The 21,961-nt window shown below is 67.8% G+C and carries 21 protein-coding genes; 13 read left to right on the top strand and 8 right to left on the bottom strand.

The genetic code is table 11. The annotated features are described in order from the left end of the window. Window positions 1–34: 34 nt before the first annotated feature. Window positions 35–2,032 carry an ATP-binding protein gene (locus BLU38_RS07280; protein ID WP_157683269.1) on the bottom strand — a complete coding sequence of 666 codons (1,998 nt, stop codon included), beginning with the start codon at window positions 2,030–2,032 and terminating at the stop codon, window positions 35–37. Between the two features lie 104 nt (window positions 2,033–2,136). Here BLU38_RS07280 and BLU38_RS30775 point away from each other — a divergent pair, with 104 nt between their 5' ends. The 5 genes from BLU38_RS30775 to BLU38_RS07260 are packed head-to-tail and all read left to right on the top strand — an operon-like array spanning window position 2,137 to window position 5,719. Then, complete coding sequence (locus BLU38_RS30775; RefSeq protein WP_157683268.1) at window positions 2,137–2,340, top strand: hypothetical protein; 204 nt, start codon at window positions 2,137–2,139, stop codon at window positions 2,338–2,340. Window positions 2,341–2,349: 9 nt separating this feature from the next. After that, window positions 2,350–2,883 carry an alternate-type signal peptide domain-containing protein gene (locus BLU38_RS07275; RefSeq protein WP_091522189.1) on the top strand — a complete coding sequence of 178 codons (534 nt, stop codon included), beginning with the start codon at window positions 2,350–2,352 and terminating at the stop codon, window positions 2,881–2,883. Between the two features lie 43 nt (window positions 2,884–2,926). Continuing rightward, window positions 2,927–3,487: a signal peptidase I gene (locus tag BLU38_RS07270; RefSeq protein ID WP_091522185.1), complete on the top strand. Its 561-nt coding sequence runs from the start codon at window positions 2,927–2,929 to the stop codon at window positions 3,485–3,487. Continuing rightward, window positions 3,456–4,082: a SipW-dependent-type signal peptide-containing protein gene (locus BLU38_RS07265; protein ID WP_091522182.1), complete on the top strand. Its 627-nt coding sequence runs from the start codon at window positions 3,456–3,458 to the stop codon at window positions 4,080–4,082. The genes BLU38_RS07270 and BLU38_RS07265 overlap by 32 nt, the downstream gene beginning before the upstream one ends. Continuing rightward, window positions 4,082–5,719: a S24/S26 family peptidase gene (locus BLU38_RS07260; protein ID WP_091522180.1), complete on the top strand. Its 1,638-nt coding sequence runs from the start codon at window positions 4,082–4,084 to the stop codon at window positions 5,717–5,719. The genes BLU38_RS07265 and BLU38_RS07260 overlap by 1 nt, the downstream gene beginning before the upstream one ends. Before the next feature lie 90 nt (window positions 5,720–5,809). Here the strand turns inward: BLU38_RS07260 and BLU38_RS07255 are convergent, their stop codons facing one another. From BLU38_RS07255 to BLU38_RS07245, 3 genes are all read right to left on the bottom strand, one after another. Continuing rightward, complete coding sequence (locus tag BLU38_RS07255; protein WP_091522176.1) at window positions 5,810–6,343, bottom strand: GNAT family N-acetyltransferase; 534 nt, start codon at window positions 6,341–6,343, stop codon at window positions 5,810–5,812. A 172-nt stretch (window positions 6,344–6,515) separates the two neighbouring features. Continuing rightward, complete coding sequence (locus BLU38_RS07250) at window positions 6,516–7,325, bottom strand: (d)CMP kinase (protein WP_091522171.1); 810 nt, start codon at window positions 7,323–7,325, stop codon at window positions 6,516–6,518. A 222-nt stretch (window positions 7,326–7,547) separates the two neighbouring features. Next, complete coding sequence (locus tag BLU38_RS07245) at window positions 7,548–8,543, bottom strand: ketopantoate reductase family protein (protein WP_091522168.1); 996 nt, start codon at window positions 8,541–8,543, stop codon at window positions 7,548–7,550. 177 nt (window positions 8,544–8,720) lie between these two features. Here BLU38_RS07245 and BLU38_RS07240 point away from each other — a divergent pair, with 177 nt between their 5' ends. Further along, window positions 8,721–9,416, top strand: a complete 696-nt coding sequence (locus tag BLU38_RS07240) for a TetR/AcrR family transcriptional regulator (RefSeq protein WP_091522164.1) — start codon at window positions 8,721–8,723, stop codon at window positions 9,414–9,416. A gap of 49 nt (window positions 9,417–9,465) precedes the next feature. Here the strand turns inward: BLU38_RS07240 and BLU38_RS07235 are convergent, their stop codons facing one another. Then, a complete protein-coding gene (locus tag BLU38_RS07235; protein WP_091522160.1) occupies window positions 9,466–10,269 on the bottom strand; it encodes an SDR family NAD(P)-dependent oxidoreductase in 804 nt (267 codons plus the stop codon). Next, window positions 10,266–11,276: an aldo/keto reductase gene (locus BLU38_RS07230; protein ID WP_091522157.1), complete on the bottom strand. Its 1,011-nt coding sequence runs from the start codon at window positions 11,274–11,276 to the stop codon at window positions 10,266–10,268. Before BLU38_RS07230 ends, BLU38_RS07235 begins: the two co-directional genes overlap by 4 nt. 366 nt (window positions 11,277–11,642) lie before the next feature. On the opposite strand from BLU38_RS07230, the gene BLU38_RS07225 reads away from it, so the two are divergent. The 4 genes from BLU38_RS07225 (at window position 11,643) to BLU38_RS07210 (ending at window position 16,372) form a co-directional block, all read left to right on the top strand. Then, window positions 11,643–12,671, top strand: a complete 1,029-nt coding sequence (locus BLU38_RS07225) for a hypothetical protein (RefSeq protein ID WP_197680031.1) — start codon at window positions 11,643–11,645, stop codon at window positions 12,669–12,671. A 152-nt stretch (window positions 12,672–12,823) separates the two neighbouring features. Then, window positions 12,824–14,770 (top strand): LamG-like jellyroll fold domain-containing protein, encoded by a 1,947-nt coding sequence (locus tag BLU38_RS07220; protein WP_091522154.1) that lies wholly within the window; start codon window positions 12,824–12,826, stop codon window positions 14,768–14,770. Window positions 14,771–14,811: 41 nt separating this feature from the next. After that, window positions 14,812–15,723: an RNA polymerase subunit sigma-70 gene (locus tag BLU38_RS07215; RefSeq protein WP_091522151.1), complete on the top strand. Its 912-nt coding sequence runs from the start codon at window positions 14,812–14,814 to the stop codon at window positions 15,721–15,723. Window positions 15,724–15,814: 91 nt separating this feature from the next. After that, a complete protein-coding gene (locus BLU38_RS07210) occupies window positions 15,815–16,372 on the top strand; it encodes a dihydrofolate reductase family protein (RefSeq protein WP_091522148.1) in 558 nt (185 codons plus the stop codon). Window positions 16,373–16,400: 28 nt separating this feature from the next. Here the strand turns inward: BLU38_RS07210 and BLU38_RS07205 are convergent, their stop codons facing one another. Then, a complete protein-coding gene (locus BLU38_RS07205; protein WP_091522145.1) occupies window positions 16,401–17,399 on the bottom strand; it encodes an aldo/keto reductase in 999 nt (332 codons plus the stop codon). A gap of 169 nt (window positions 17,400–17,568) precedes the next feature. Then, window positions 17,569–18,054 (bottom strand): Lrp/AsnC family transcriptional regulator, encoded by a 486-nt coding sequence (locus BLU38_RS07200; RefSeq protein WP_091522142.1) that lies wholly within the window; start codon window positions 18,052–18,054, stop codon window positions 17,569–17,571. A 114-nt stretch (window positions 18,055–18,168) separates the two neighbouring features. On the opposite strand from BLU38_RS07200, the gene ddaH reads away from it, so the two are divergent. The 3 genes from ddaH (at window position 18,169) to glmU (ending at window position 21,892) form a co-directional block, all read left to right on the top strand. After that, window positions 18,169–19,008: a dimethylargininase gene (gene ddaH / locus BLU38_RS07195; protein ID WP_091522138.1), complete on the top strand. Its 840-nt coding sequence runs from the start codon at window positions 18,169–18,171 to the stop codon at window positions 19,006–19,008. Continuing rightward, a complete protein-coding gene (rocD, locus tag BLU38_RS07190; protein ID WP_231920220.1) occupies window positions 19,005–20,315 on the top strand; it encodes an ornithine--oxo-acid transaminase in 1,311 nt (436 codons plus the stop codon). The genes ddaH and rocD overlap by 4 nt, the downstream gene beginning before the upstream one ends. 113 nt (window positions 20,316–20,428) lie before the next feature. After that, entirely contained in the window at window positions 20,429–21,892 is a 1,464-nt protein-coding gene (glmU, locus tag BLU38_RS07185) for a bifunctional UDP-N-acetylglucosamine diphosphorylase/glucosamine-1-phosphate N-acetyltransferase GlmU (RefSeq protein ID WP_269458162.1), read from the top strand. Window positions 21,893–21,961: the final 69 nt, after the last annotated feature.

The raw sequence follows: 21,961 nt of genomic DNA, 5'->3' as shown, positions 1-21,961 counted from the left end.
GATCGCCTGGGCGACGTATCCGCGGTCGAGTCGATCACCGACCTTGGGCCCACAGGTCGTTGCTGTCGGTGCCCTCGGTGACCCGCAACGGCTCGGCGCTCACGTCGGGCACCATGGCCGGGTACGGGCCCGGCCGGACGCCGTGCGTTCTGGCCTGCATCAGCAACGATGAGGCGTAGCCGTGCCGTCCGCGGGCCGCGGCGAGCAGGGCGGCGACGACCAGCGTTCCGACCTGGAAATGCCATTGCATCATCGGTGGCTCGACGACGGCGAGGGTGGCGTCGAGGTGATGCTCGAGATCGTCCAGACGGCCCGCGAGCAACAACCCGAGCGCCATCACGTAGGCGTGCCCGGCGATCGCCGCAGCATCAAGCGACACCTGTGCAGTTCGCAGATTCTCCGCGGCGATCGCCACTCCTTGATCAACTTCGCCGCGCAGCACCAGGTCCAGTTCGCCGACGAGGTCGGACCGGAGCAGGTACGGGGAGAACTCGATCCGGGCCGCCCGGAGCTGCTCGGAGGCGGCGGCGCAGTGACCCGCGGCGAGCAGCGCTTCGGCCGCCACCACCGTTTGTGCCTCCTGCGACAGCGGCAGCTCGTCCGCGCCGGCGGGCCGTAGCAGTGTTTGCTCGGGCTGCCGGTCGAGCATCAGCTGCAGGTGTGCTTCGGTGGCCCGCATCAGACCGTCGGTGGCCGGCCGCGCTTCGCGCTCCCGACGCAGGATCGCGTAGGCGGATCGAAGATCATTCCCGGCGACGGCGGCGTAGCACGCTCGCCAGACCTGCAGCACGGCCGAGTCCGCTTGCTCCGCCTCACGCGCCGGCGTCTTCTCGACCACCTCGGTGATCACGGCGGGATCGGCCCCGTGGTTGTGCAGCGAGATGACGTACGGCACGGCGGTCTGCGGTCGCGGATCCTGTGTCCAGGCGGCTCGGCGCCGCGCCACCTCGGCTGCGCCGCGTCCCTTCAGATACTGACTGCGGACCGCCTCACTCTCGGTGACGTCGGCTGCCGGGGCGGTCGGCGGCGGCACCAGTACCGGCGAACCATCGGCCTCCGGACGGGAGATGGCAGCCAGGTTCTCTGCGACATGGTGCCGACGAACAGTTCCGGTCTCGTGCCGGAAGTAGTCGGCGACCAACGGCGGGTAGATCCCGATCATCGAGCTGTCGCCAGCACCCATCACATGGAGCAGCCCGGCTTCCTCGAGTGCGTCGAGGTGTTCCCACGGAAGGACCTTGACCGCGTCGGCGACCGGCATCGCGGTCGCCAACGCCAGCGTCAGGAGGGCCTCGATCTCTGCTTCGTCGCAGCCGCCGAGGATCGGTGCGACGGCCTGCGACAGCTCCGCAGACCACAGCTCAGGGCCCGACGACCAGACCCCGTCCCGTCGGACCAGGCGTCCGTTCTTCCGGCCCGTTTCGGCCAGCGCGACGACCAGGCCGGGAAGACCGCCGGACATGGTCGCGATCCGGGCCATCGTGGCGGGCTCGACCGATCCCGGCAACACGCCGAGCACCAGCGCGCAGACCGAGTCGTAGCGCATCGCCCGCAGCTCGATCCGGACCCCCGACCCCGAAGGCGACCACAGCTCCACCGCTGCGGCCGAACGACGGCCTGGACGGATGGTGGTCAGGACCGGTGTCGGCTTCCGGCGCTGCGCTGCGATGATCACGCCCGCGGTCACATCGTCCAGGTCGTCGGCGTCGTCGACGATCAGGATCGTCGACGGGCGTCCGATCCGCTCGGCCAGCGCGTCGGTGCTGTTGGCGATGTTCGCGGTGGTCAGCGATCCGCCGGACATGTTGACCCCGGCCAACGCCAGCGGCACCAACGGACGTTGCCGGAACGCCGTCACGCCGGCGAGCTCGAAGACCCGCCAGCCGCGGGCGTCCAGCTCGTGCTTGGTCTCCCGTAGCAGGCTCGATCGTCCTGATCCGGGCATTCCGATCAGATTGACGTGGGCGCCGGCCTCGAGGTGGCTGACCACCTCGGTGACCGTCTCGCCCCGCAAGGACCTCGTCGACGGCACCTCTCCAACCTACGCCGTGGGCGGCCCGTCTCCTCGGTCGGGCGGTCCCGGGCGACAGTGCTACCTGCCCGTACAGCCTGTCCTACCCGGCCCGGATCCGTATCGTGCCCGACCTTCCCAAATGCGTACCCAGCGCCTCGGGCGGGGCTACTCAGCGTGGCTCGGAGCCGCCGTTCGACGCCTACCGCGGCCTTTCAATTGAAGTGCTCAAGGAGAAGGGCCCGACCGAACGGCAGGTGCTGAACTCCCGCGGCGACCACCACCACGACGACTCCGTGCTCCGCGATCAGGCGGCTGGAGAGAAATGAGGGACAGGCATGAGGAAACACACCAAGGGCGCCATTGCCGCAGGCTTCGCGGCCGTCCTGCTGCTCGGCGGCGCCAGCACCCTGGCCTACTGGAGCGACTCCGCCACCGGCGCCGGTGGGAAGATCAACTCCGGCAGCATGTCGTTGACGGCCGGCCAGTCCGGCGACTGGACCTACGCCGGGACCGACGACGTGGTCGGCGCGATCGTGCCGGGCGACAGCATCCAGAAGACCTTCGATTTCACCATCTCCGCCGACGGTGATCATCTCAAAGCTGCTCTCGATACGCCGGATTCGGTCAACGTCACGGCAACCGGCTCGCCCACGACGCTGAAGCTGGACGTCGAATCCAGCTTCCAGATCGATGGCGCCGCGGCACCGGCGACGATCACCGAGGCCAACGACGGTGATGTGGTCACCGCGACGGTCACGGTCGACTTCCCGTACGGCTCCGAGACGGTCAACGGCAACGACACCCAGAATCTGGAGGCGTCGCTGGATGACATCACGGTGTGGCTGACCCAGGTCGATCCGAACGCCTGATCTTCGATCCCGCCATCGATACGGACCCGGACACGGAGTTGTGATGAAGAGCTGGATCAGCGCAATCCTTTCCTGGACAGTGATCCTGGGCATGACCGCGGTCCTGGCGGCCGCGGTCGTGGTCCCACGGCTCGCCGGGGCGACGCCGTACACCGTGCTGACCGGTTCGATGCGGCCGGGGATGCCGCCCGGCACGTTGGTCGTCGTCAAACCGGTCGCCTTCGATCGGCTCCGGACCGGCGACGTCGTCACCTACCAGCTCGAGTCCGGCAAACCGACGGTCGTCACCCACCGGGTGATCGCCATCGGCGTCAACGGCGCCGGCGACCGAGTCCTGCAGACCCAGGGCGATGCGAACGACCGGCCCGATGCCAACTCGGTCCGGGAGGTTCAGGTCCGCGGCAAGGCCTGGTACTCGGTGCCCTACCTCGGTCATCTCAACAACCTGCTCACCAGCGGCCAGCGGCAGTGGGTGGTCTACGGCGTCGTCGTGGTCCTGATCGGTTACGCGCTGGCGATGTGGATCGGCGCGGCGCGTGATCGCACGCGTCGCCGAAACGACAAGGAGAAGGATGTCATCGGCACAACCGCGACGTCGGTCTAGCGGCAAGGTCCGGGCGCTGCTGAGCCTCGGCATGCTGCTCGGGATCACCCAGGTCGGCACCTTGGCCGCCTGGTCCGACTCGGCAACCGTCTCGGCCGGCTCGTTCGAGACCGGGACCCTCGATCTGACGGTAGGCGAGAAGTCTGCCGACCAACTGGCCGGGCAGGGCGGCTCCTGGCAGCATGCCGACCTCAGCCTGTCCGACATGGCACCCGGCGAGAGCGTCGCGCGGATGCTGACCGTCGGCAACGGCGGATCGATCGCCCTCAGCTACAACGGAACCGTCCGCACCGGTCAGTCGCTGGCCGGGGCGGACGGGCTGGTGGTCAGCGTCGTCGAGGACGCCACCGCGGCAACGAACACCGGCACCCAGGCCGCCGCCAACCGGCAGGGCAGTTGCACCGGCGGAAGCGCGACCTCGGTCGCCGGCGACGCCATCGGTACCGATCCGCGCACGATCCACAGCACCGCCGTCGACCTGGCACCCGATGCCAGCAAGACCTACTGCGTGATCGTCAAGCTGTCGGCCGACGCACCGAACGCGATGCAGTCCAAATCCTCAACCGTCACCGTCGATTTCAACGCGGAGCAGTGATGATCAACATCGGAATCCAGAAGATCGCCCGTGAGGTCGCGCTCACCCTCGGCGCCGCCCTCGGCCTGCTCTGCCTGCTGGGAGCAGTGGCCACACCGCTGTTCGGGATCCGACTGCTGGTGTTCCAGTCCGGCTCGATGAGTCCGACCATCGGCACCGGAGGAGCAGCGGTGACCCGTACGGTGCCGGCCGGTGATCTTGAACGCGGCGACATCGTCAGCGTGACCTCCTCCGACGGCACCCGGGTGACACATCGCATCACGGACGTGACCCACAACGGCGACCGGGCCCGGCTGACCCTGCGCGGCGACGCCAACTCCGGTCCGGACCGGGAGCGGTACACGGTCACGTCGGCCGATCGGGTGATCTGGCACGCCGACGGGCTGGGCTACCTGCTCCGGACCCTCGCCTCCCCGTACGTGATCTTCGTCGCCGGCGGTGCAGCGCTCGGCCTGCTCGTACTCGCCTTCCGACGTCCGTCGCGGCAGCCGCATGACAACGCCGCCAACACCACCCCGGCCGTCGCCGTCGATGCCGGTGCACAGCGGGGTTCACGACGTCCCAAGATCATCGGTACGGCTGTTGCCCTGGCCGCTCTCGGTGGTGGCGGTCTGGCCGCCGGGCTCACCGGTGGGGCCAGCAGCATCGCACCGACACTGGCCTCGTTCACCGATACCGCCGAGGTGGACGGCGACTTCGCAACCATGACGGTCCCGACACCCGCAGCGTCGACGATCGCCAACGACGATGACGATGTCGACTGCACCAACGGCACCTGGCTCAGTGGTGTGGTCTGGGTGGGCTGGTCGAACCTGAGCAATCAACCCGCGAACTACAGGTACCTGGTCGATGTCTACTTCACCGACCCGACCAGCCCGGACGTCACCTACACCGTGACCGACAAGATGGCCACGATCAGGCACGGCGATCTCAAACACGGCACCGGCACTTACCACGCACGGGTTTCCGGGGCGCTCGCCGGCACCAGTTGGCGCTCGGCCGAGAGCCTGGAGCGCACCATCGAGGTCGGCTCCGGCGGCACGGACATCCGCTGCAACGGCCCCTACACCCGGGCCGCGGCCTCGGCTGCGAAGAAGGCTGAGCGGTCCGACACTGCTGACTCCGATGGCACGACGAGCTCGGATGCGAAGTCGACCGAGTCGAAGGGGGCTGACACCAAGGCAGCCGATGCTGACAAGTCCGATGCAGAGAAGTCGGATGAGGAGGCTGCCGATGCTGAGAAGTCCGGTGCAGAGAAGTCGGATGAGGAGGCTGCCGACGCGGAGCAGGCCGACGCCGAGAAGTCCGATGCGAAGGACTCCGACGCCAAGGACGCGGAAGATCAGGCTGCGGACGGTAAGGAGGCCGACGACAAGGCTGTCGACAACGGGGACGCCGATGCGAAGGACTCCGATAAGGCCGATCCGGCTGTCTGCGCCGATTCGACCGACAAGCAGGATTCGAGCGACGAACAGAAGGACGATACAAAGGATTCCCGGTCCGACAACTCGAGTCAGCGCGAATCCGACGGTCCGCGGAGCGACGATCCTGCATCGTGCGCCGATACCTCCGCCGATCAGAAGGACTCCGACGACGACCAGGACCCTGCGGTTCGTGACGAAGATCGGAATCGTTGACGGTCGCGCTGGAGCAAGGTTTGTTGATCATCCGGCTGCCGTCGCTCGAACCCTCATGATGATCATGAGGCGACCACCGGCAGCCAACGGTCATCGACTCTGTGTTGGCCCGGCTTCCAGGAGGATGCGATACCCAGTGAACGTCCGGGTCGACTCCGCGGGCGTCGCCGCCGGCCCGGTGGACGCGAAGCCGCACCGCGTCAGGACGCGATGGGATGCCGGATTGTCGAGGGCCACCCGGGCAGCGACGGACCGGACGCCGCGTGCGCGGGCCTGCTCGAGTGCGGCCAGAACGCCGTACGTCGCGAGCCCCTTGCCCTGTTGGTCGGCAGCCACCCGGAAGCCGATCTCCGTCAGCTCGGGCTGGTCGATGTCATAGATGTTGACGCGGCCGACGATTCGGCCGTCGGCAGTAACCAGAACGAAGCACAACGATCTTGCTGTGTCGTTCTCGGCAACCAGTGCGGCAAGCCTGTCGGTGAAGTGGGCGAAGTAGTCGTTCCCGCGATCGCTGATGTAGCGAGCAAAGAATTCCCGGTTGGCTCGTTCGAATTGCTCCAAGCGATCGCGATGCTCCATCGAGAGCAACTCCAGGTCCACCGCGTCGTGCTGAGTGAGCGCCATGGGCACAGCATGAAAGCCGTCCCAGCTGGAACGCAACGGCGTTTCAGCTCCGGCCCGCGCCGGCCGGAAATGGCCTCAGGGGGCGGTACAGCTCCGGACGTCCCCGGTCAGACCTTCGGCGTTCAGCTCCCACGTGTCAGGCACGGTTGTCGACGCTACCCAATCGGCCGGCTCAGTCGTGGTGGCCCGGCGCAAGGATCGGTGCCGCGCTCGAGGTGAACGGATCCGGGATCGAGTCGAGACGCCGTTCGACCAGGGCGGAGCAGCCGGCATCTCCACACTCGCAGTCGTAGGCTCGCAGAAGCCCTCCGCCTTCGGTGTTTCCGGAACGAGCCATCCCGGCGCGGTATTGCTCGACGATCGCGGCGTTGCCCTCACGGATCAGTCGCCGGCGCGCACCTCCGCTGCCGGCCCTCGGTCGGCTCGCCAACCAGGCTTCGGCGACCGCCTCGATCCGGTCGGCTGTCTGCTCGGCGGTGCTGTGGCCGGTGGTGTCGATGGTGAGCGCCCCCGTACGGTCGAGTTCGGCGCGGAGCTCGCGTTCCTTGATCATGTCGACCTCTCCGCCGCCGGCACCCCAGCCGCGGCCGCTGGTCCGATCCGCGCGGACCGTCGGCTGCGCGATCAGCCAGATCGCCTTGCTCTGCGGGGGAACCATGGACGGGACGACGTTGGTCCCTTCGGCTATCACCGCAGGTTCAGCCGGTAGGGCAGCGACATCGTCCAGCACCATGGCCGATCTGTCGATCGCCAACGCGATGGCCGCGGTTGCCGAGAGTTGTGATCGTTCCTCCGGTGTCAGCCGTTCCCAGGCGATCGCTGCCTCGTCTCCGGCCGCGATGGCGCGGTCCCGGTGTGCCCAGGTCCGGGTGTCGCAGCTGTACCAGCGCAGGCCGTGGCGTCTGGCCAGGAGCCTTGCGACCGTTGATTTTCCTGCCCCCGATCGTCCACCGATCCACAGCACGTTGACCCAGGTCGTCATCGTGACAACTCATCCTTCCCACGGGTGTGCCGCCGCAACCGGAGCCGTCGATCAGCGCCTCGGTACCGGCCGCGTCCGATCCTGCCAAACCCGGCCCGGGCGTTCCAGCGGGAACGCCTCCGCGCGCCATCGGGATGGGCGGCAGCGGCGATCCCGGACGGTCGGTGATCACCGACGCTGCAGCGGGCGTGCCGGGCCGGTCGTCCGCGCCGATGGCGACCGTCATGCCGACGCTGCGGGGTCGGCGAGGGCTCGGGCCCGGTCGTCGATGATCGGGAAGGCGGCTGCGGTCTCCTCCAGGCGCGGCACCGGCACCTGGTAGCGGCGTGCGGTGGCCAGCACGTCGGAGACGTAGGCAGCGACGGCGGCCGGGCCACCGTGAGCGCTGTGATCGACCTGCTCCATGATGAAGCGGGGGATGCCGCGAGAACCGAGTATCTGCTTCAGGACACGGGCGATCAACGTCGGCGGCAGCCGTGCGACGGCGTGTCCGGCCAACCCGACCCGACCGCCTCTGATGATCATGACCGGAACGATCTCGCGGGCGATCACCGCGGCCTGCTCGAGTTCGGACGCTGATCTGAGGACCGTGGAGAACGATCCGGTGCTCAGGGCGCGGGCTGCGAGGGCGGCGTCCATCAGGAAGTGCAGCCACAGCCAGCTGCGGAAGTCGCGCGATGCCACGATCGTGAAGCCGGCCCGGCGGAACAGGTTGCGGACCATCCGATGGCGTGCCGTCGTCGAGGACCCGTCGATGTCGCCCATGAACACGGTCCGCAGGAAGGCGCCGCGCAGCCGCCCCTCGGTGAATCCGCCGCCACCACCGGGGAATCCCCACACGACGTGGTCGGCGGGCAGTGCCGCGATCACATCGGTCGGTTCGGCCCAGACGTTGTTGAACATCAGGACGGTGGCGTCGCCGACCTTGCCGCGGAGCACCTGCAGGGCGTCGTCGAGTTGATCATGGTTGACGCTGACGATGATCAGGTCGTAGTCGTGATCGGATCTGATCTCCTCGACCAGAGTGACCGGCCACTGCTCGGTGATGGTGCCGGGGCGGGTGATGCCGCGTCCGTCTTTGACATCCAGGCTCACCGATGTGCCGAGCGATACCGATCTGCCGGGGCGTACGTAGAACGTGACGTCGTTGCCGGCGCCCTCCAATGCCCGGCCGTACAGCGTCGAGATCACGCCACGTCCGAACATCAGGATCTTCATCGCCCCACCTCGGATGCTTGTCCGGTCGCCGCGTCGCCGATTGTCATCTGTGTTCCCTCTCGATCGTGATCGCCGTGGACCGACGGCGTAGGCTCATCTGGAAAGCTCGTTCCAGTTCTCGATGGACGGTAGTCGCGGCGGCACGTCCATCGAAGGGCGACGGCGGAAGTGAGAGTGATGAGCAGTCGATCGGCTCAGGTGCCCCAGCAGCACGATCAGCACGACGACCCCGGCGAGCTGCGGATCGATGCCCGGAACAATCGGGACCGGATCGTTGCCGCGGCGGCGGAAGCCTTCGCCGAACGTGGATTGGACATCTCGATGGCGGCCATCGCACGTCGCGCGGGTGTCGGCGTGGCAACGCTGTTCCGCCGGTTCCCGACCAAGCCCGCGCTCGTCGACGCCGTCTTCGCCCGGCAGTTCCGAGACTGCGGAGACCTGCTGGAGGCCGCGGTGGCCGATCCGGATCCCTGGCGCGCGTTCTGCGGACTGCTGGAGTCGGTCCGTCGGATGCAGGTCGCCGATCGCGGATTCGCCGAAGCCTTCATCCTGGCCGGCTCATCGGGTGCCATGACCGACGAGCGCATCTCCTTCACCGAAAAGGGATTCGCGGTTCTCATCGAGCGGGCACAGCACGCGGGACGGCTGCGTCCTGACTTCTCGGTCGCCGATCTGGTCCTCGTCCTGCTGTCCGTCGCCGGTGTCGCCACCGGCCCGCCTGCCCTGGTCGACGCCGGCTCGCAGCGGCTGCTCGGCTACCTCATCGAGTCCTTTGCCACCCGGCCAGGGGCCGAACGACGAACGCTGCCGCCGGCACCCGAGGTGGACCTCAGGACCACGGTCGACGTCATCAGCCGCGGAGGGCGTATCTGATCATGGCCGCCGGACCGGTTACTGGTCGCGAGGCACGATCGGTTCCCGGTCACCAGGCGGTCCACCCACCGTCGACGACAACGCTGGTCCCGGTGACGAAGGACGCGGCGGGAGAGCAGAGGAACACCACCGCACCGGCGATCTCCTCGGCGTTGCCGACCCGCCCCAAGGGCACCCGCCGGGCCAGTCGATCGACGAAGTCGGCAGCGGCGCCCTGACCGGCCGGATTCGGGAACGGGCCGGGGATCACGGCGTTGACGGTGATCTTGTCGGGGCCGAGTCGTACGGCCTGATAACGCACCAGTTGCAGGATCCCGGCCTTGGCGATCCCGTAGTCGACGGGGTTGATCGGGATGTCCTCGGGATAGTTCGCCGGGTCCGGGCTGACGACGCCGTACATGCTGCCGAACTGAACGATCCGGCCGCCGCCTGATGCGCGCATGGCTTCACCTGCGGCACGCCCCAGATGGAAGGCGCCGATCAGATTGGTACGCAGGCCGGTCTCCAGCGCCTCGGTGGTGATCTCGTCGTAGCCCTGGCCGGTATGAGTGGCGACCAGATTGACGCAGATGTCGAGTCCGCCATGTTCCTGACCGATGGCGCCGGCCTGCTCCTCGATGGCGGCCTGGTCGGCGACGTCGAGTGTTGTCGCCGATGCCGTCAGCCCGTCGGACCGCAGCCGCTCGGCCAGTTGCTCGGCTCGCTGCCGGTCCCGGTCGGCGATGATCACGTTCGCGCCGTGCTCCGCCAGTGCGGTGCTGACCTGACCGCCGAGGAGACCGGCCCCGCCGACCACCCAGGCCACCCGGCCGGACAGGTCGAAGCGATCAGGGGCCGAACGTGCCGAGGTCATCGAGTGCCTTTCGTTGGGCGGCGTCGGAAACGCCAGCGGGACGGGTCGATCAGGTCATCGGGTCCGGCTGGGATGCAGTGCTCGACATACCGGATCTGATCTTCATCGAGGGGCGGGGCGGCGACAGCGTCGAGGAGCGCGGTCAGCTGGTCCGGCCTGCGGAGGCCGAGGACGACCGCGTCGACCCAGTCGTGGCCGAGGACGTAGCCGATCGCCAGCTCCAGCGGATCGGTGCGCCCCAGTTCGGACGCCAGCCGATGCAGTTCGGCGATGATCGCCGCCGGGTCGACTCCGGGTGCTGTCGGCCACCGCGCCGGATCGCTGCCGACCAGAAGGCCCTGCAACAGAGCCGAACGGACGGTGACGTGCACGTCGGTGCCGGCCAGCAGCGACGCGGTCGGCGCCGCCTTCCACCGCCGGTCGAGGAGATTGAAGGGGAGTTGGACGTAGCCGAGGTCCGGCAACCGGTGGACGGCGGCGAGTTCGGTCGGTGTGGACAGCGAGACACCCCATCGGCTCGCCATCCCAGCGCCGACCAGGGCGCGAAGCTCGTCGACTGCCGCACCGTGGGCGCACACCGCGTCCCGGGCGCGATGCAACAGCACGGTGTCCACCCGTCCGGTGCCCAGTGCCGCCAGCGACGTGTCCGCGCTGGCTCGGACCGCTGCGGCCACAGCACGCGAGGACCCGAAGTTGATCTCGGCCGGAAGCGGTTCGATCTTGGTCACGATCCGGATCCCGGGGCGATCTCGGACGGCACGGCCGACCGCGGCTTCGCTGTCGCCGTAGGCGCGGGCGGTGTCGAGATCCTCGACGCCATGCCGGAGCGCACGATCGAGGATGTCGCCGACGGCACGATCCGACGGCGCCGACCGATCGGGGCCATTGCCGTAGGGCTGGCCGAACTGAGCCGCCCCGAGGACGAGCCGGCCAGACGGGACGTGTCGATCATCGTCGGTCGGCAGCCGGGTCGCCATCCGCCCAGCCAACTTGAAGTCATGTTCCATGTCAAGGAGCCGTAGGTCCTGGTGGCCATTCCTGAGCGCTGACGTGGAATGATGTTCCGCGTACCATCCGATGGATCATGACGAACATGTTGAGAGGGTGGTGCGCCGGCTGCTGGCGCGGCTCGTGAGCTTCGGACTGATCATGGCGGTCGCGATCGTTGGACCTTCGAGGACGACCCGGTGGGGTCGATTGCAACGGGCTGTCGGGCGCCGCGGGTCGCGCCCCGGTACCGGTGACCGATCAGGCAGCCGATCAAGGAATGCGGGCGTTGCGGGTCGATGACCGTTCGTCGGAATCGCTGCCCGCCATCAGTTGCGGGCGGACGGCGCCTCAGGAGTGGACCCATACGAGCGTATGGTGTTGGAATGTCTTCCGTTCTGCTGCCGCGGCGATCTCGTGTGGCCGGTCCGTGGCGTCGGTTGTCATCCAGCAGCATCTGGCTGACTCTGCTGGGCGGCTTGATCGTCAACGGCGTCCTGATCCTGATCGGCGGCGGGCACCTGCCGTTCCGCGCATCCTCGCTGGCGACGCCGCCGACGGTCGGAGTGATCCTGCAGACCGACGCGATGTACGTCGAGGTCGTCGCCCTGATGGTCGTGGTGGGGCTGTTGACCCGCCGCCGCAAGGTCCCCGACATCGCGGCCCGGGTGCCGAATCGTGCGATCGCCGGCCGTGAGACCGCGCTGCTGCTCGGCTACGGAGCGCTGGTGATGATCGGCGGCTTCCTGCTCGGCCGCGGGCTCGGGTTCCACGCCTTCGGCTTCCATCTGGACGGAATGGTGATCCGAACCGGCCAGCCGGTGGTCCCGGCCGAGGCGCTGCTCTGGGCCGGCTACAACCTGATCGGCTACGCCGTGTTGCCGTTGATCTTCTTCCGGCGCCGTTACACCGCCGAACAACTCAATCTGCGTTCGGTCGACCGCCGCGCCGATCTGTTGCTTGTCGCGGTGGTGTTGATCATCGAATCATTGGTCCAACTGGCGCTGCACCCCCAGATCTTCGAACTGACCGGACGCCAGCTATTGATCGGCGCACCGGTCACCTTCGTGCTGTCCTTCGCCGGGACGGTACTGCCGACGATGGTCTTCATCGCGTGCATCCTGGTCCCGCGCTACCTCAAGCTGACCGGCTCGGTGCCGGCTACTGTCGTCCTCGGCGGCCTCAGCTACGCCGCGCTGCACGTACTGGACGGCTGGACGACCTTCCACTCACCGGTCGACGCGCTGTTGTCTGTGCTGTTCGTGTTCCTCTTCTACACCGGACCCGGCATGTTCAAGGCCTTCATCACCATCCGCAGTGCCAACGCCTGGACCCACGTCTGGGCCTACCATGCGCTCGCGCCGCACACCTGGCTGGATACGCCGATGTTCGTCCGGATCTTCGGCATTCGTTGATCATGGTCGGTGCCGGCGCCCCGGTCGTCAGCTTCCGGTCAGCTTCTTGATCATCGAATGTCATCAACTCACCGTCGATCCGTACATCGTGGCTGGCTACCGTCAGCGCTGCCCGATGCTGAGGGCACCCCGGCGAGCTCGAGAAGAGGCCCATGACCAGCCACGCTGACACGTCGTCTGCACAACCCTCCGGGCACAGCCGCCGCGGGTTCCTCCGTGGCGCGGCCCTGGCGGCGACCGGCACGGCCGCCGTCGTCGGCGAGGCCGCGATCGGCCGAACGCCCGCGCTGGCCGATGACAACGAACGGTCGGCCGGAACCGGCAGCTGGCGGCCGGATGCGACGGCGGAGCAGTTCACGCTGGCGGTGATGCCGGACACCCAGTTCCTCTACTGGGGCAGCCAGGACAGCATCGACCGGAAACCGCAGGAGGAATCGTTCCGCTACATCATCGACAACAGTGGAACGCCCGACAACAACATCGTGTTCATGGCGCATCTGGGCGACCTGACCCAGGACGCCGACCCATCGTCCTTCGACGAGGTCGACAAGGCGTTCAGAATGCTGGACGCACGGCGGGTCGGCTACAGCGTGCTGGCCGGCAATCACGATGTGACCGGTGACGACAGCCGGGGTGAGACGCCTTATCTGCAGACGATGGGTCCGCGGCGGTTCAAGCGGTCACCCACGTTCGCCGGGGCCGACACAGCCGGCTACAACACCGCGCACATCTTCCAGGCGGCGGGCCGCTCCTGGCTGCTGCTGGCGCTGGATTGGCGAACCACCGACGCCGGCTACGCCTGGGCGAACAAGATCATCAAGGACCATCCGAAGCTGCCGGTGATCGTCACCTCGCACGACATCGTCGCCTCGACCTATGACGACAACGTCTTCCCCTACGAGTCAGGGGATCCGGAGGACAACGCCGTACTCGCCGACAACGGCAGACGGATGTGGGGCTCGCTGATCAACGACAACGATCAGATCTTCCTGACCATCAACGGTCACTACTGGCCGCCGGGCCGGACGACCAAGCAGAACGCTGCCGGCAACGACGTCCACCTGCACATCACCAACTACCAGATCCGCTACTTCGGCGGCGGCGCGATGCTCCGGCTCTACCACTTCGACCTGGCACGTAACACGATCGACGTCGAGACGATCAACCCCTGGATCCTTGCCGAGGACCCGGGAGACCGCAGTGAGCTGGCCGCCGAACATTCCCGCGTCACCGGCCCGGTCGACGACTTCTCGATCATGATCGACTTCGATCGGCGATTCTCCGGATTCGCCCCGGTCCCGGTCCGACCGGCCCGACCGGCAGCCAAACAGTTGGTGCCGGGCACCCAGGCCTACTGGCGATTCGACAACCAAGGCGCACCGGGCACGTCACTCCCGGCAGGACACACAATCCGTGATCTGTCCGGACGCGGCAACGATCTGACGGTGACAGCAGTTGCAGGGACAGCGTCCGACGCGCTGACCTGGTCAGCTGATCACCATCGGGATCAACCCGGCCACGCCAGCCTGACCTTCGTCGGTGGTCGCGACCCGTTGCACGGCGCGTACCTGACGACCGGCGACGCGGCGCCCCTGAACGACGCCACCTTCGACCGCGGCTACACCATCGAGACCTTTGTGATGTTGCCACTGGACTGGGACGCCGGCAAGAACGGCTGGGCATCGATCCTCTCCCGGCGTGGGTCGGCCGAAGCCGCCGGCAAGCACGGCGAGAACACCGATCCGGGCGAGCCCGTGCTCCAGCTCGCGATCACCAACAACGGTCGCGAACCGCAGTTCAACCACTACCCGCTGAACAACAGTTACCCGACAACCAACTGGGGTCATGGCCTGGTCGAGCGGCGTTGGTGGCATCTGGCCGTGGTCAACGACGGTCGACGCACCAAGCTCTACGTCGACGGTGCCCCGGTCGTCGACAACCCGAACCGGACATCGATCGGCCTCAGCTCGCTGGGGCTGCCGTGGCTGCTCGGCGGCCACGAGTACGACGGCGCCATCGACATCGTCTTCCACGGAAACATCGGTGACACCCGGATCGTGAATCGGCCGCTGCCCAGCCGTGAGTTCCTGACCGCATAGGAGTATCCCGCGCCCGGTCTGCGATAGGGCACGATGAGGGTGTGAACGTCGAGCCGTACCGCGATGAGCTGGTCGCGCACTGCTACCGGATGATGGGAACCATCCAGGATGCCGAGGACCTCGCCCAGGAGACGTTGTTGCGAGCCTGGCGGGCACGTGATCGCTACGACAGCGCCCGTGCTTCGGTGCGGACCTGGCTCTTTCGGATCGCCACCAACGCCTGTCTGACCGCCTTGCACGGACGTGCGCGGCGGCCGTTGCCGTCCGGTCTCGGCGCACCCAGCGACGACCCCGGCGCACCGCTCACCCCGGCACTCGACATCCCTTGGCTGCAACCGTTTCCCGACGGCCGCTTCGACGCCGCAGCACGGGCCGATCTGCGGCTGGCCGTCGTGGCGGCACTGCAGACACTGCCGGCGCGACAGCGAGCCGTGTTGATCTTGCGCGACGTCCTGGACTTCACAGCCGCAGAGGTCGCAGAGCAACTCCAGACCACCGTTGCAGCGGTGAACAGCGCCCTGCAACGGGCCCGCGCGACGCTGGCCGAACGTCCCGACCCCTACCGGATCGCCGAGTCCGACGACGCCGACACCGACGCGACCGTCCGCGCCTACCTGACGGCCTTCGAGGCCGCCGACGTCGACGGCCTGGTGCGGCTGCTGGCCGAAGAAGCGGTGCTGGAGATGCCGCCGGTCCCGCTCTGGTATCGCGGCCGCGGCGACTACCGGCGCTTCATGGAACGCGTCTTCGCGATGCGCGGCCGGGACTGGCGGGTGCTGCCGCTGACGGCCAACGGCCAGCCGGCGTTCGCCGCCTACGCCGCCGACGACAAGGGTCGACACCTGCCGCACACGCTGCAGGTGCTGTCGGTCGTCGATGGTCTGATCGCCGCCAACGTGGTCTTCGCCGACCCGCGGGTGCTCGCAGCCTTCGAACTGCCGGCCCAGCTCTGAGAAAAAGATCGATCGGCAGCGATGAGTCCGGCCGAGGTGCGCGGTATGTACCGACGAAACCATCAGCAACCCTCACAGACGGGACCTCATCGTGACCATCACCGTGATCGAGTTCATCACCCTCGACGGCATCATCTCCGACCCGGACGGCTCCGGCGGCACCGCGGGCGGCGGCTGGGCCTTCCGCTACGGCCCGGACAGCGTTGCCGGTGACAAGTTCCGGCTCGGCCCCATCCTCGACGACGGTGTGCTGCTGCTCGGCCGGCAGACCTGGCAACTGTTCGCCACGATCTGGCCGGGCCGCGACGATCCGTTCGCGGCCCGGATGAACGCCGTACCGAAGCTGGTCGCGTCGCGCAGCCTGTCGGACGTGTCGGCCTGGCCCGGCTCGGAGTTGATCACCGGCGATCTGGTCGAGGTGATCAAGAGCGAGCACCATGACGTGGTCGTCGCCGGCAGCCTGAGCGTCGTCCGCAGCCTGGCCGCTGTCGACCTGATCGACGAGTACCGGCTGCTGACGTTCCCGATCGTCATCGGCTCCGGAGACCGGCTGTTCCCCGACGATGCGACGGTGGAGTTGGAGTGCGTATCGGTCGAGCAATCCGGCGCTGCGGTGCTCTCCCGCTACGCCCGGCCCGTCGGCCGATGATCAGCAGCCCGGAGCACGTCGTCGGAGGTCATGATCGCCGGACGAATTGCGGGAGACGCTGCAGCTCGTAGGGGTAGGGAAGCGGCCGTCGACTGGCCGCCTCCAGGGCGGTCAGCTGCTCATCGGTCAGCGACCAGTCGACGGTGTCCAGACTGTCGGTCAACTGCTCCACCGAACGAGCACCGATGATCGGCGCGGTGACGGCGGGCTGCTGCAACAACCAGCGCAGCGCAACTTGGGACGGTGTCCGGCCGACCTCGGCGGCGATCTTGTCCACCGTCGCCACGACCTGCCACGTGGCCTCGGTCGCCTGCGCCCGCCAGGCCTCGGGCTGGTCGGCGAAGCGACTGTCCGACGGCGGCGCCGTCATTGTCGGTGCGTAGCGGCCGGACAGCCAACCACCTGCGAGCGGGCTCCAGCAGAGCACCCCCAGGCCCTCGTTGACGCAGATCGGCAGCAACTCGTTCTCGGCGTCGCGCTGCAGCAGGTTGTACAGCGGTTGCAGCCCGGCGAACGGCTCCCAGCCGTTCGTATGGGCCAGATCGACCGACTTCTGCAATTGCCAGCCGGTGTAGTTGCTGGCACCGACGAAACGCACCTTCCCGCTCGTGACCAACCCGTTCAGCGTCGACAGCGTCTCCTCGAACGGCGTCGCGTCGTCGAAGACGTGGATCTGATAGAGGTCGATGTAGTCGGTGCCCAGCCGACGCAGGCTGTCCTCGACCGCACGCAGCAGATGTTTTCGGCCGGCGCCGTGCACCGGGCCGCCCGGCTCGGACTCCCCGTACGCCTTGGTGGCGATCACGAACCGATCGCGATCCTGTCCGGCCAACCAGCCGCCGAGGATCCGTTCGGACTCTCCGAACTGATAGGTGTCGGCGGTATCGATGAAGGTGCCGCCCGCCGCAGCGAAGCGGTCCAACATGCGCTGCGCCGTCGGTTCGTCGGTGCGGGCACCGAAGGACATCGTGCCGAGCCCGAGTTCACTGATCTGCAGGCCGGTCCGGCCGAGGAATCGTTGCTGCATCCGTCGAGGGTAGGAAGATCATCTTCGACTGTCCCGGTCCAATCGACCCCCGCGATCCCACACCAATTCCGGACGACGAAACCGGGCCGGGTCCCTGAGCTTGTCGAAAGGCTGCCCGTGATATTGATCATGGTCCTTCGACAGGCTGAGGACTCTTGGGGCGGCAGGCTCAGGAGTCCTGGGGTTCGACCGGCTCGCGGCCGTTGCCGGTGCGTTCGATCAGCCGGGAGAGCACGATGACGCTGTCGCTGTGGTCGACCGAACCGCTGCGCCGGATCCGCTCGATGGCCCGTTCCAGATGGCCGACATCGCTGGCGACGACCCGGAGCACGGCGTCGGCCGCCCCGGTCACGGTGGCAGCGCTGACGATCTCGGGGATGTCCTCCCAGGCCCGGGCCAGCACCTCCGGGGCCACCACCCCGGTGCAGAAGACGCTGACGTAGGCCTCGGTGGTCCATCCCATCGCTGCCGGGTCGACGACCGTGGTGAAGCCGCGGATCGCCTTGCTGGCGACCAGTCGGTCGACGCGTCGTTTGACCGCCGGCGCGGACAGCCCGACCACGCTGCCGATCTCGTTGAACGTCGCCCGAGCGTTGCGGGTCAGCACGGTGAGGATCCGTTCATCGGTCTCATCGAGCACCATCGGTCCGGACATGCGCCCCCCCTGTGCAATAAATAGCCACCAACATCCGACAGCTGCAATATATCGCTATCATCTGTGAAATGTTTGGCGATTGATTGCGCCAGGCCGGACTCGTACGGTCCAGATATGTCGACCACTACTCTGACCCGCCACGAGCGGGCGGCGCGGCAGCCACGCCTGCGCAACTTCGCGATGACCAGGCCGGACCACTTCGCGGTCCGCTACGCGATCAATCCCTGGATGGATCCGGGTCGGCCGGTCGATGTGGACCGTGCGGTGGCCCAGTGGCAGCAGTTGCAGGACAGCTACCGGCAGTTGGGGCATCAGGTCAACTTGGTGCCGTCACTGCCCGGTCTGCCGGACATGGTGTACGCCGCCAACGGCGGCCTGGTCGTCGACGGGCTCGCGATCACCGCCCGCTTCGCCCACCCCGAACGATCGGCCGAAGGTCCCGCGTACGCCGAGTGGTTCGGCACACAGGGGCTGACCGTTCACGACAGCGTCGCCACCAATGAGGGGGAGGGGGACTTCCTGGTGGTCGGCGACCGGATCCTTGCCGGCTGGGGCTTCCGGACCGATCCGGCAGCCCACGTAGAGGTCGCCGAGGTGACCGGCCGCGAGGTGATCAGCCTGGAGCTGGTCGATCCGCGGTACTACCACCTGGACACCGCGCTCGCGGTGCTGTCCGAGGACGAGATCGCCTACTATCCCGACGCCTTCGCCCCGACCAGCCGATCCCTGCTAAAGACGCTCTATCCCGATGCGGTGCTGGCCACCGCCGCTGACGCCGCGGTTCTCGGCCTGAACGCGGTGTCCGACGGACTGCACGTGATCATGACCGACGCTGCTCCCGAACTCGCCGAGCAGCTGCGGCGCAGAGGGTTCGAACCGATCGGAGTCGACCTGTCCGAGCTGCTCAAGGGCGGCGGTTCGGTGAAGTGCTGCACCTTGGAGATCCGGCGATGACCACCACCACGAAGGGAGAATCCATGATCACCACGCCCGAGCAGGGCGAGATCGGGTCGGAGAAGCCGCGTCCGGATGCCGACCGGCTCAGCCTGGAGTTGATCGACCAGCATGTCGCCCACAACTACCACCCGCTTCCGGTGGTCGCCGCGGCGGCCACCGGAGCCTGGGTCACCGATCTGCGCGGCCGGCGCTACCTCGACCTGCTGAGTGCCTACTCGGCGATGAACTTCGGCCACGCCAACCAGCGGCTGCTGATGGCGGCCCGCCGGCAGTTGGACGAACTGACGCTGGTCAGCCGGGCGTTCAACCATGATCAACTCGGTCCGTTCGCCGCCGAGCTCTGCTCGCTGGTCGGCAAAGAGATGATGATCCCGATGAACACCGGCGCTGAAGCGGTCGAGACCGCGATCAAGATCAGCCGGAAGTGGGCGTATGACGTCAAAGGCGTCCCCGACGGCGCCGCAGAGATCATCGTCGCGGCCGGCAACTTCCACGGCCGTACCACCACGATCGTCGGGTTCTCCGACGATCCGATCGCCCGGGACGGGTTCGGTCCGTTCACGCCGGGCTTCGTCACCGTCCCGTACGGCGACGCCGATGCGTTGGCCGCAGCCATCACCGACAACACCGCCGCCGTGTTGATCGAACCGATCCAGGGTGAGGCCGGGGTGATCATTCCGCCCGACGGCTACCTGAGCCGGGTGCGCCAACTGTGCTCGGACCATCGGGTGTTGTTCGTCGCCGACGAGATCCAGTCCGGTCTCGGGCGCACCGGGCGAACGCTGGCCGTCGACCATGTCGGAGTCAGCCCCGACCTGATCATCCTCGGCAAGGCGCTCGGCGGCGGCATCGTCCCGGTGTCGGCGGTGGTCGGCAACACCGAGATCCTCGGCGTCCTCGGCCCGGGGCAGCACGGCTCCACCTTCGGTGGCAACCCACTGGCCTGCGCCATCGGCCGCGAGGTCGTGGCCATCCTGGCCGAGGGCGAGGTCCAGCGGCGGGCCGAACGAGTCGGGGAGGTCTTGGCCGATGAACTGAAACCCCTGCTGGGCAACGGATTGCGAGCGGTCCGGACGATCGGCCTGTGGGCCGGGATCGACATCGAGCCTGAGCTCGGTTCCGGCCGCGACGTCTGCGAACGACTCGCTGATCGGGGCATCCTGGCCAAGGACACCCACGGCTCGACGATCCGATTCTCTCCGCCGCTGGTGATCGCCGAGGAGGACCTGCGCTGGGCGGTCGGCCAACTCGCCGCCGTCCTCGCCGATCGGGCGGCCGGACGGTCCGCCGAGGAGCCAACCTGAGGAGGACTGGCGTCGGCGGGGTGGGGTGACTACTCTGCGCCGGGACGGACCCGGGATCGGGACCGTGACATAGTGAGACTGTCTCGCCGACGTCGACTTCTCAGGGAGCATGTGTGAGCACCTCGTCCGAACCCGAGGCCGAGTTCGCCCCGGTCGCCGCCGTGATCGTGCTGGCGGCCGGCGGCGGCACCCGGATGAAGTCGGCGAAGTCCAAACTGCTGCACGAGATCGCCGGTCGACCGCTGGTCGGGCACGCCATCAACGCCGCCGAGCAGTTGCGTTCGGAACATCTGGTCGTCGTGGTGGGCGTGATGGCCGACCAGGTCGAACCGGCGCTGGCCCAGATCGCCCCCAACGTCCAGGTGGTCCATCAGTCCGACGACGCCTACGGCACCGGTCACGCTGTTCGCTGCGCGATGGACCAGCTCGGTGACGTGGCCGGTGAGGTCGTCGTCACTCTCGGCGATGCGCCGCTGCTGACCGGCAGCACCCTGCAGCGCTTCGTCCATCAGCACCGCGCCGAGCAGAACGCGCTCACCGTCCTCAGCGCCCGGGTCCCGGACCCGACCGGCTACGGACGGATCATCCGGGACAGCACCGGCCGGGTGCAACGCATCGTCGAGCACAAGGACGCCGACGCCGCCGAGCGAGCTGTCGACGAGATCAACTCCGGGCTGTTCGTCTTCGACGCCGCCGTACTGCGCGAAGGACTGAGCCGGCTGACCACCGACAACTCCCAAGGCGAGTACTACCTCACCGACCTGCCCGCCATCGCCGAAGCCGCGGGGCATCGGATCGGGGCCTACGTCACCGATGACCTGTGGGAGGTCGAGGGCGTCAACACCCGCGTCCAGCTCGCCGCCGTGGGCAAGGAACTGAACCGGCGGATCTGCGAACACTGGATGCTGGAGGGCGTCACCATCGTGGACCCGGCCACCACCTGGATCCACGCCGACGTCGATCTGGCCGCCGACGTCACGCTGCTGCCCGGCACGGTCCTGGAAGGCACCACCGTCGTCGGCGCGGACTCGGTGATCGGACCGGACACCACACTGACCGACGTCGAGGTCGGCGAAGGCGCCACGGTCTGCCGTACGCATGGCTCGCTGGCCGTGATCGGATCCGGCGTGACGATCGGACCGTACGCGTACCTGCGGCCGGGAACGGTGCTGGACGCCGACGCACACATCGGCACCTTCGTCGAGCTGAAGAACTCCCACGTCGGCCCCGGCGCCAAGGTGCCGCATCTGACCTACGCCGGCGACACCGAGATCGGCGAGGGCGCCAACATCGGTGCGGGCACGATCTTCGCCAACTACGACGGGGTGAACAAGCACAGCTCCAGTGTCGGACGGTTCAGCTTCGTCGGCAGCGACAGCGTGTTGGTGGCGCCGGTCACCGTCGCCGACGGCGCCTATGTTGCGGCCGGTTCGGTGGTCACCGAAGATGTCGGAGTCGGCGAGTTGGGGATTGCGCGGGGTAGGCAGCACAATTCGACGGGCTGGGTTGCTCGCAACCGAGCCGGCAGCAAGACCGCCGATGCTGCAACGGCAGCGGAGGACCAGGGCACGGAATAGGCCGAGCCGTGTGCAGGAAGCAGGACCGAGCAGCGCAGCATCAGGGCCGACCAGCGCAGCATCAGGGCC

It is taken from the genome of Microlunatus soli, assembly GCF_900105385.1.
Classification (GTDB): Bacteria; Actinomycetota; Actinomycetes; order Propionibacteriales; family Propionibacteriaceae; genus Microlunatus; species Microlunatus soli.
This window is presented reverse-complemented; position numbering and strand designations above follow the sequence as displayed.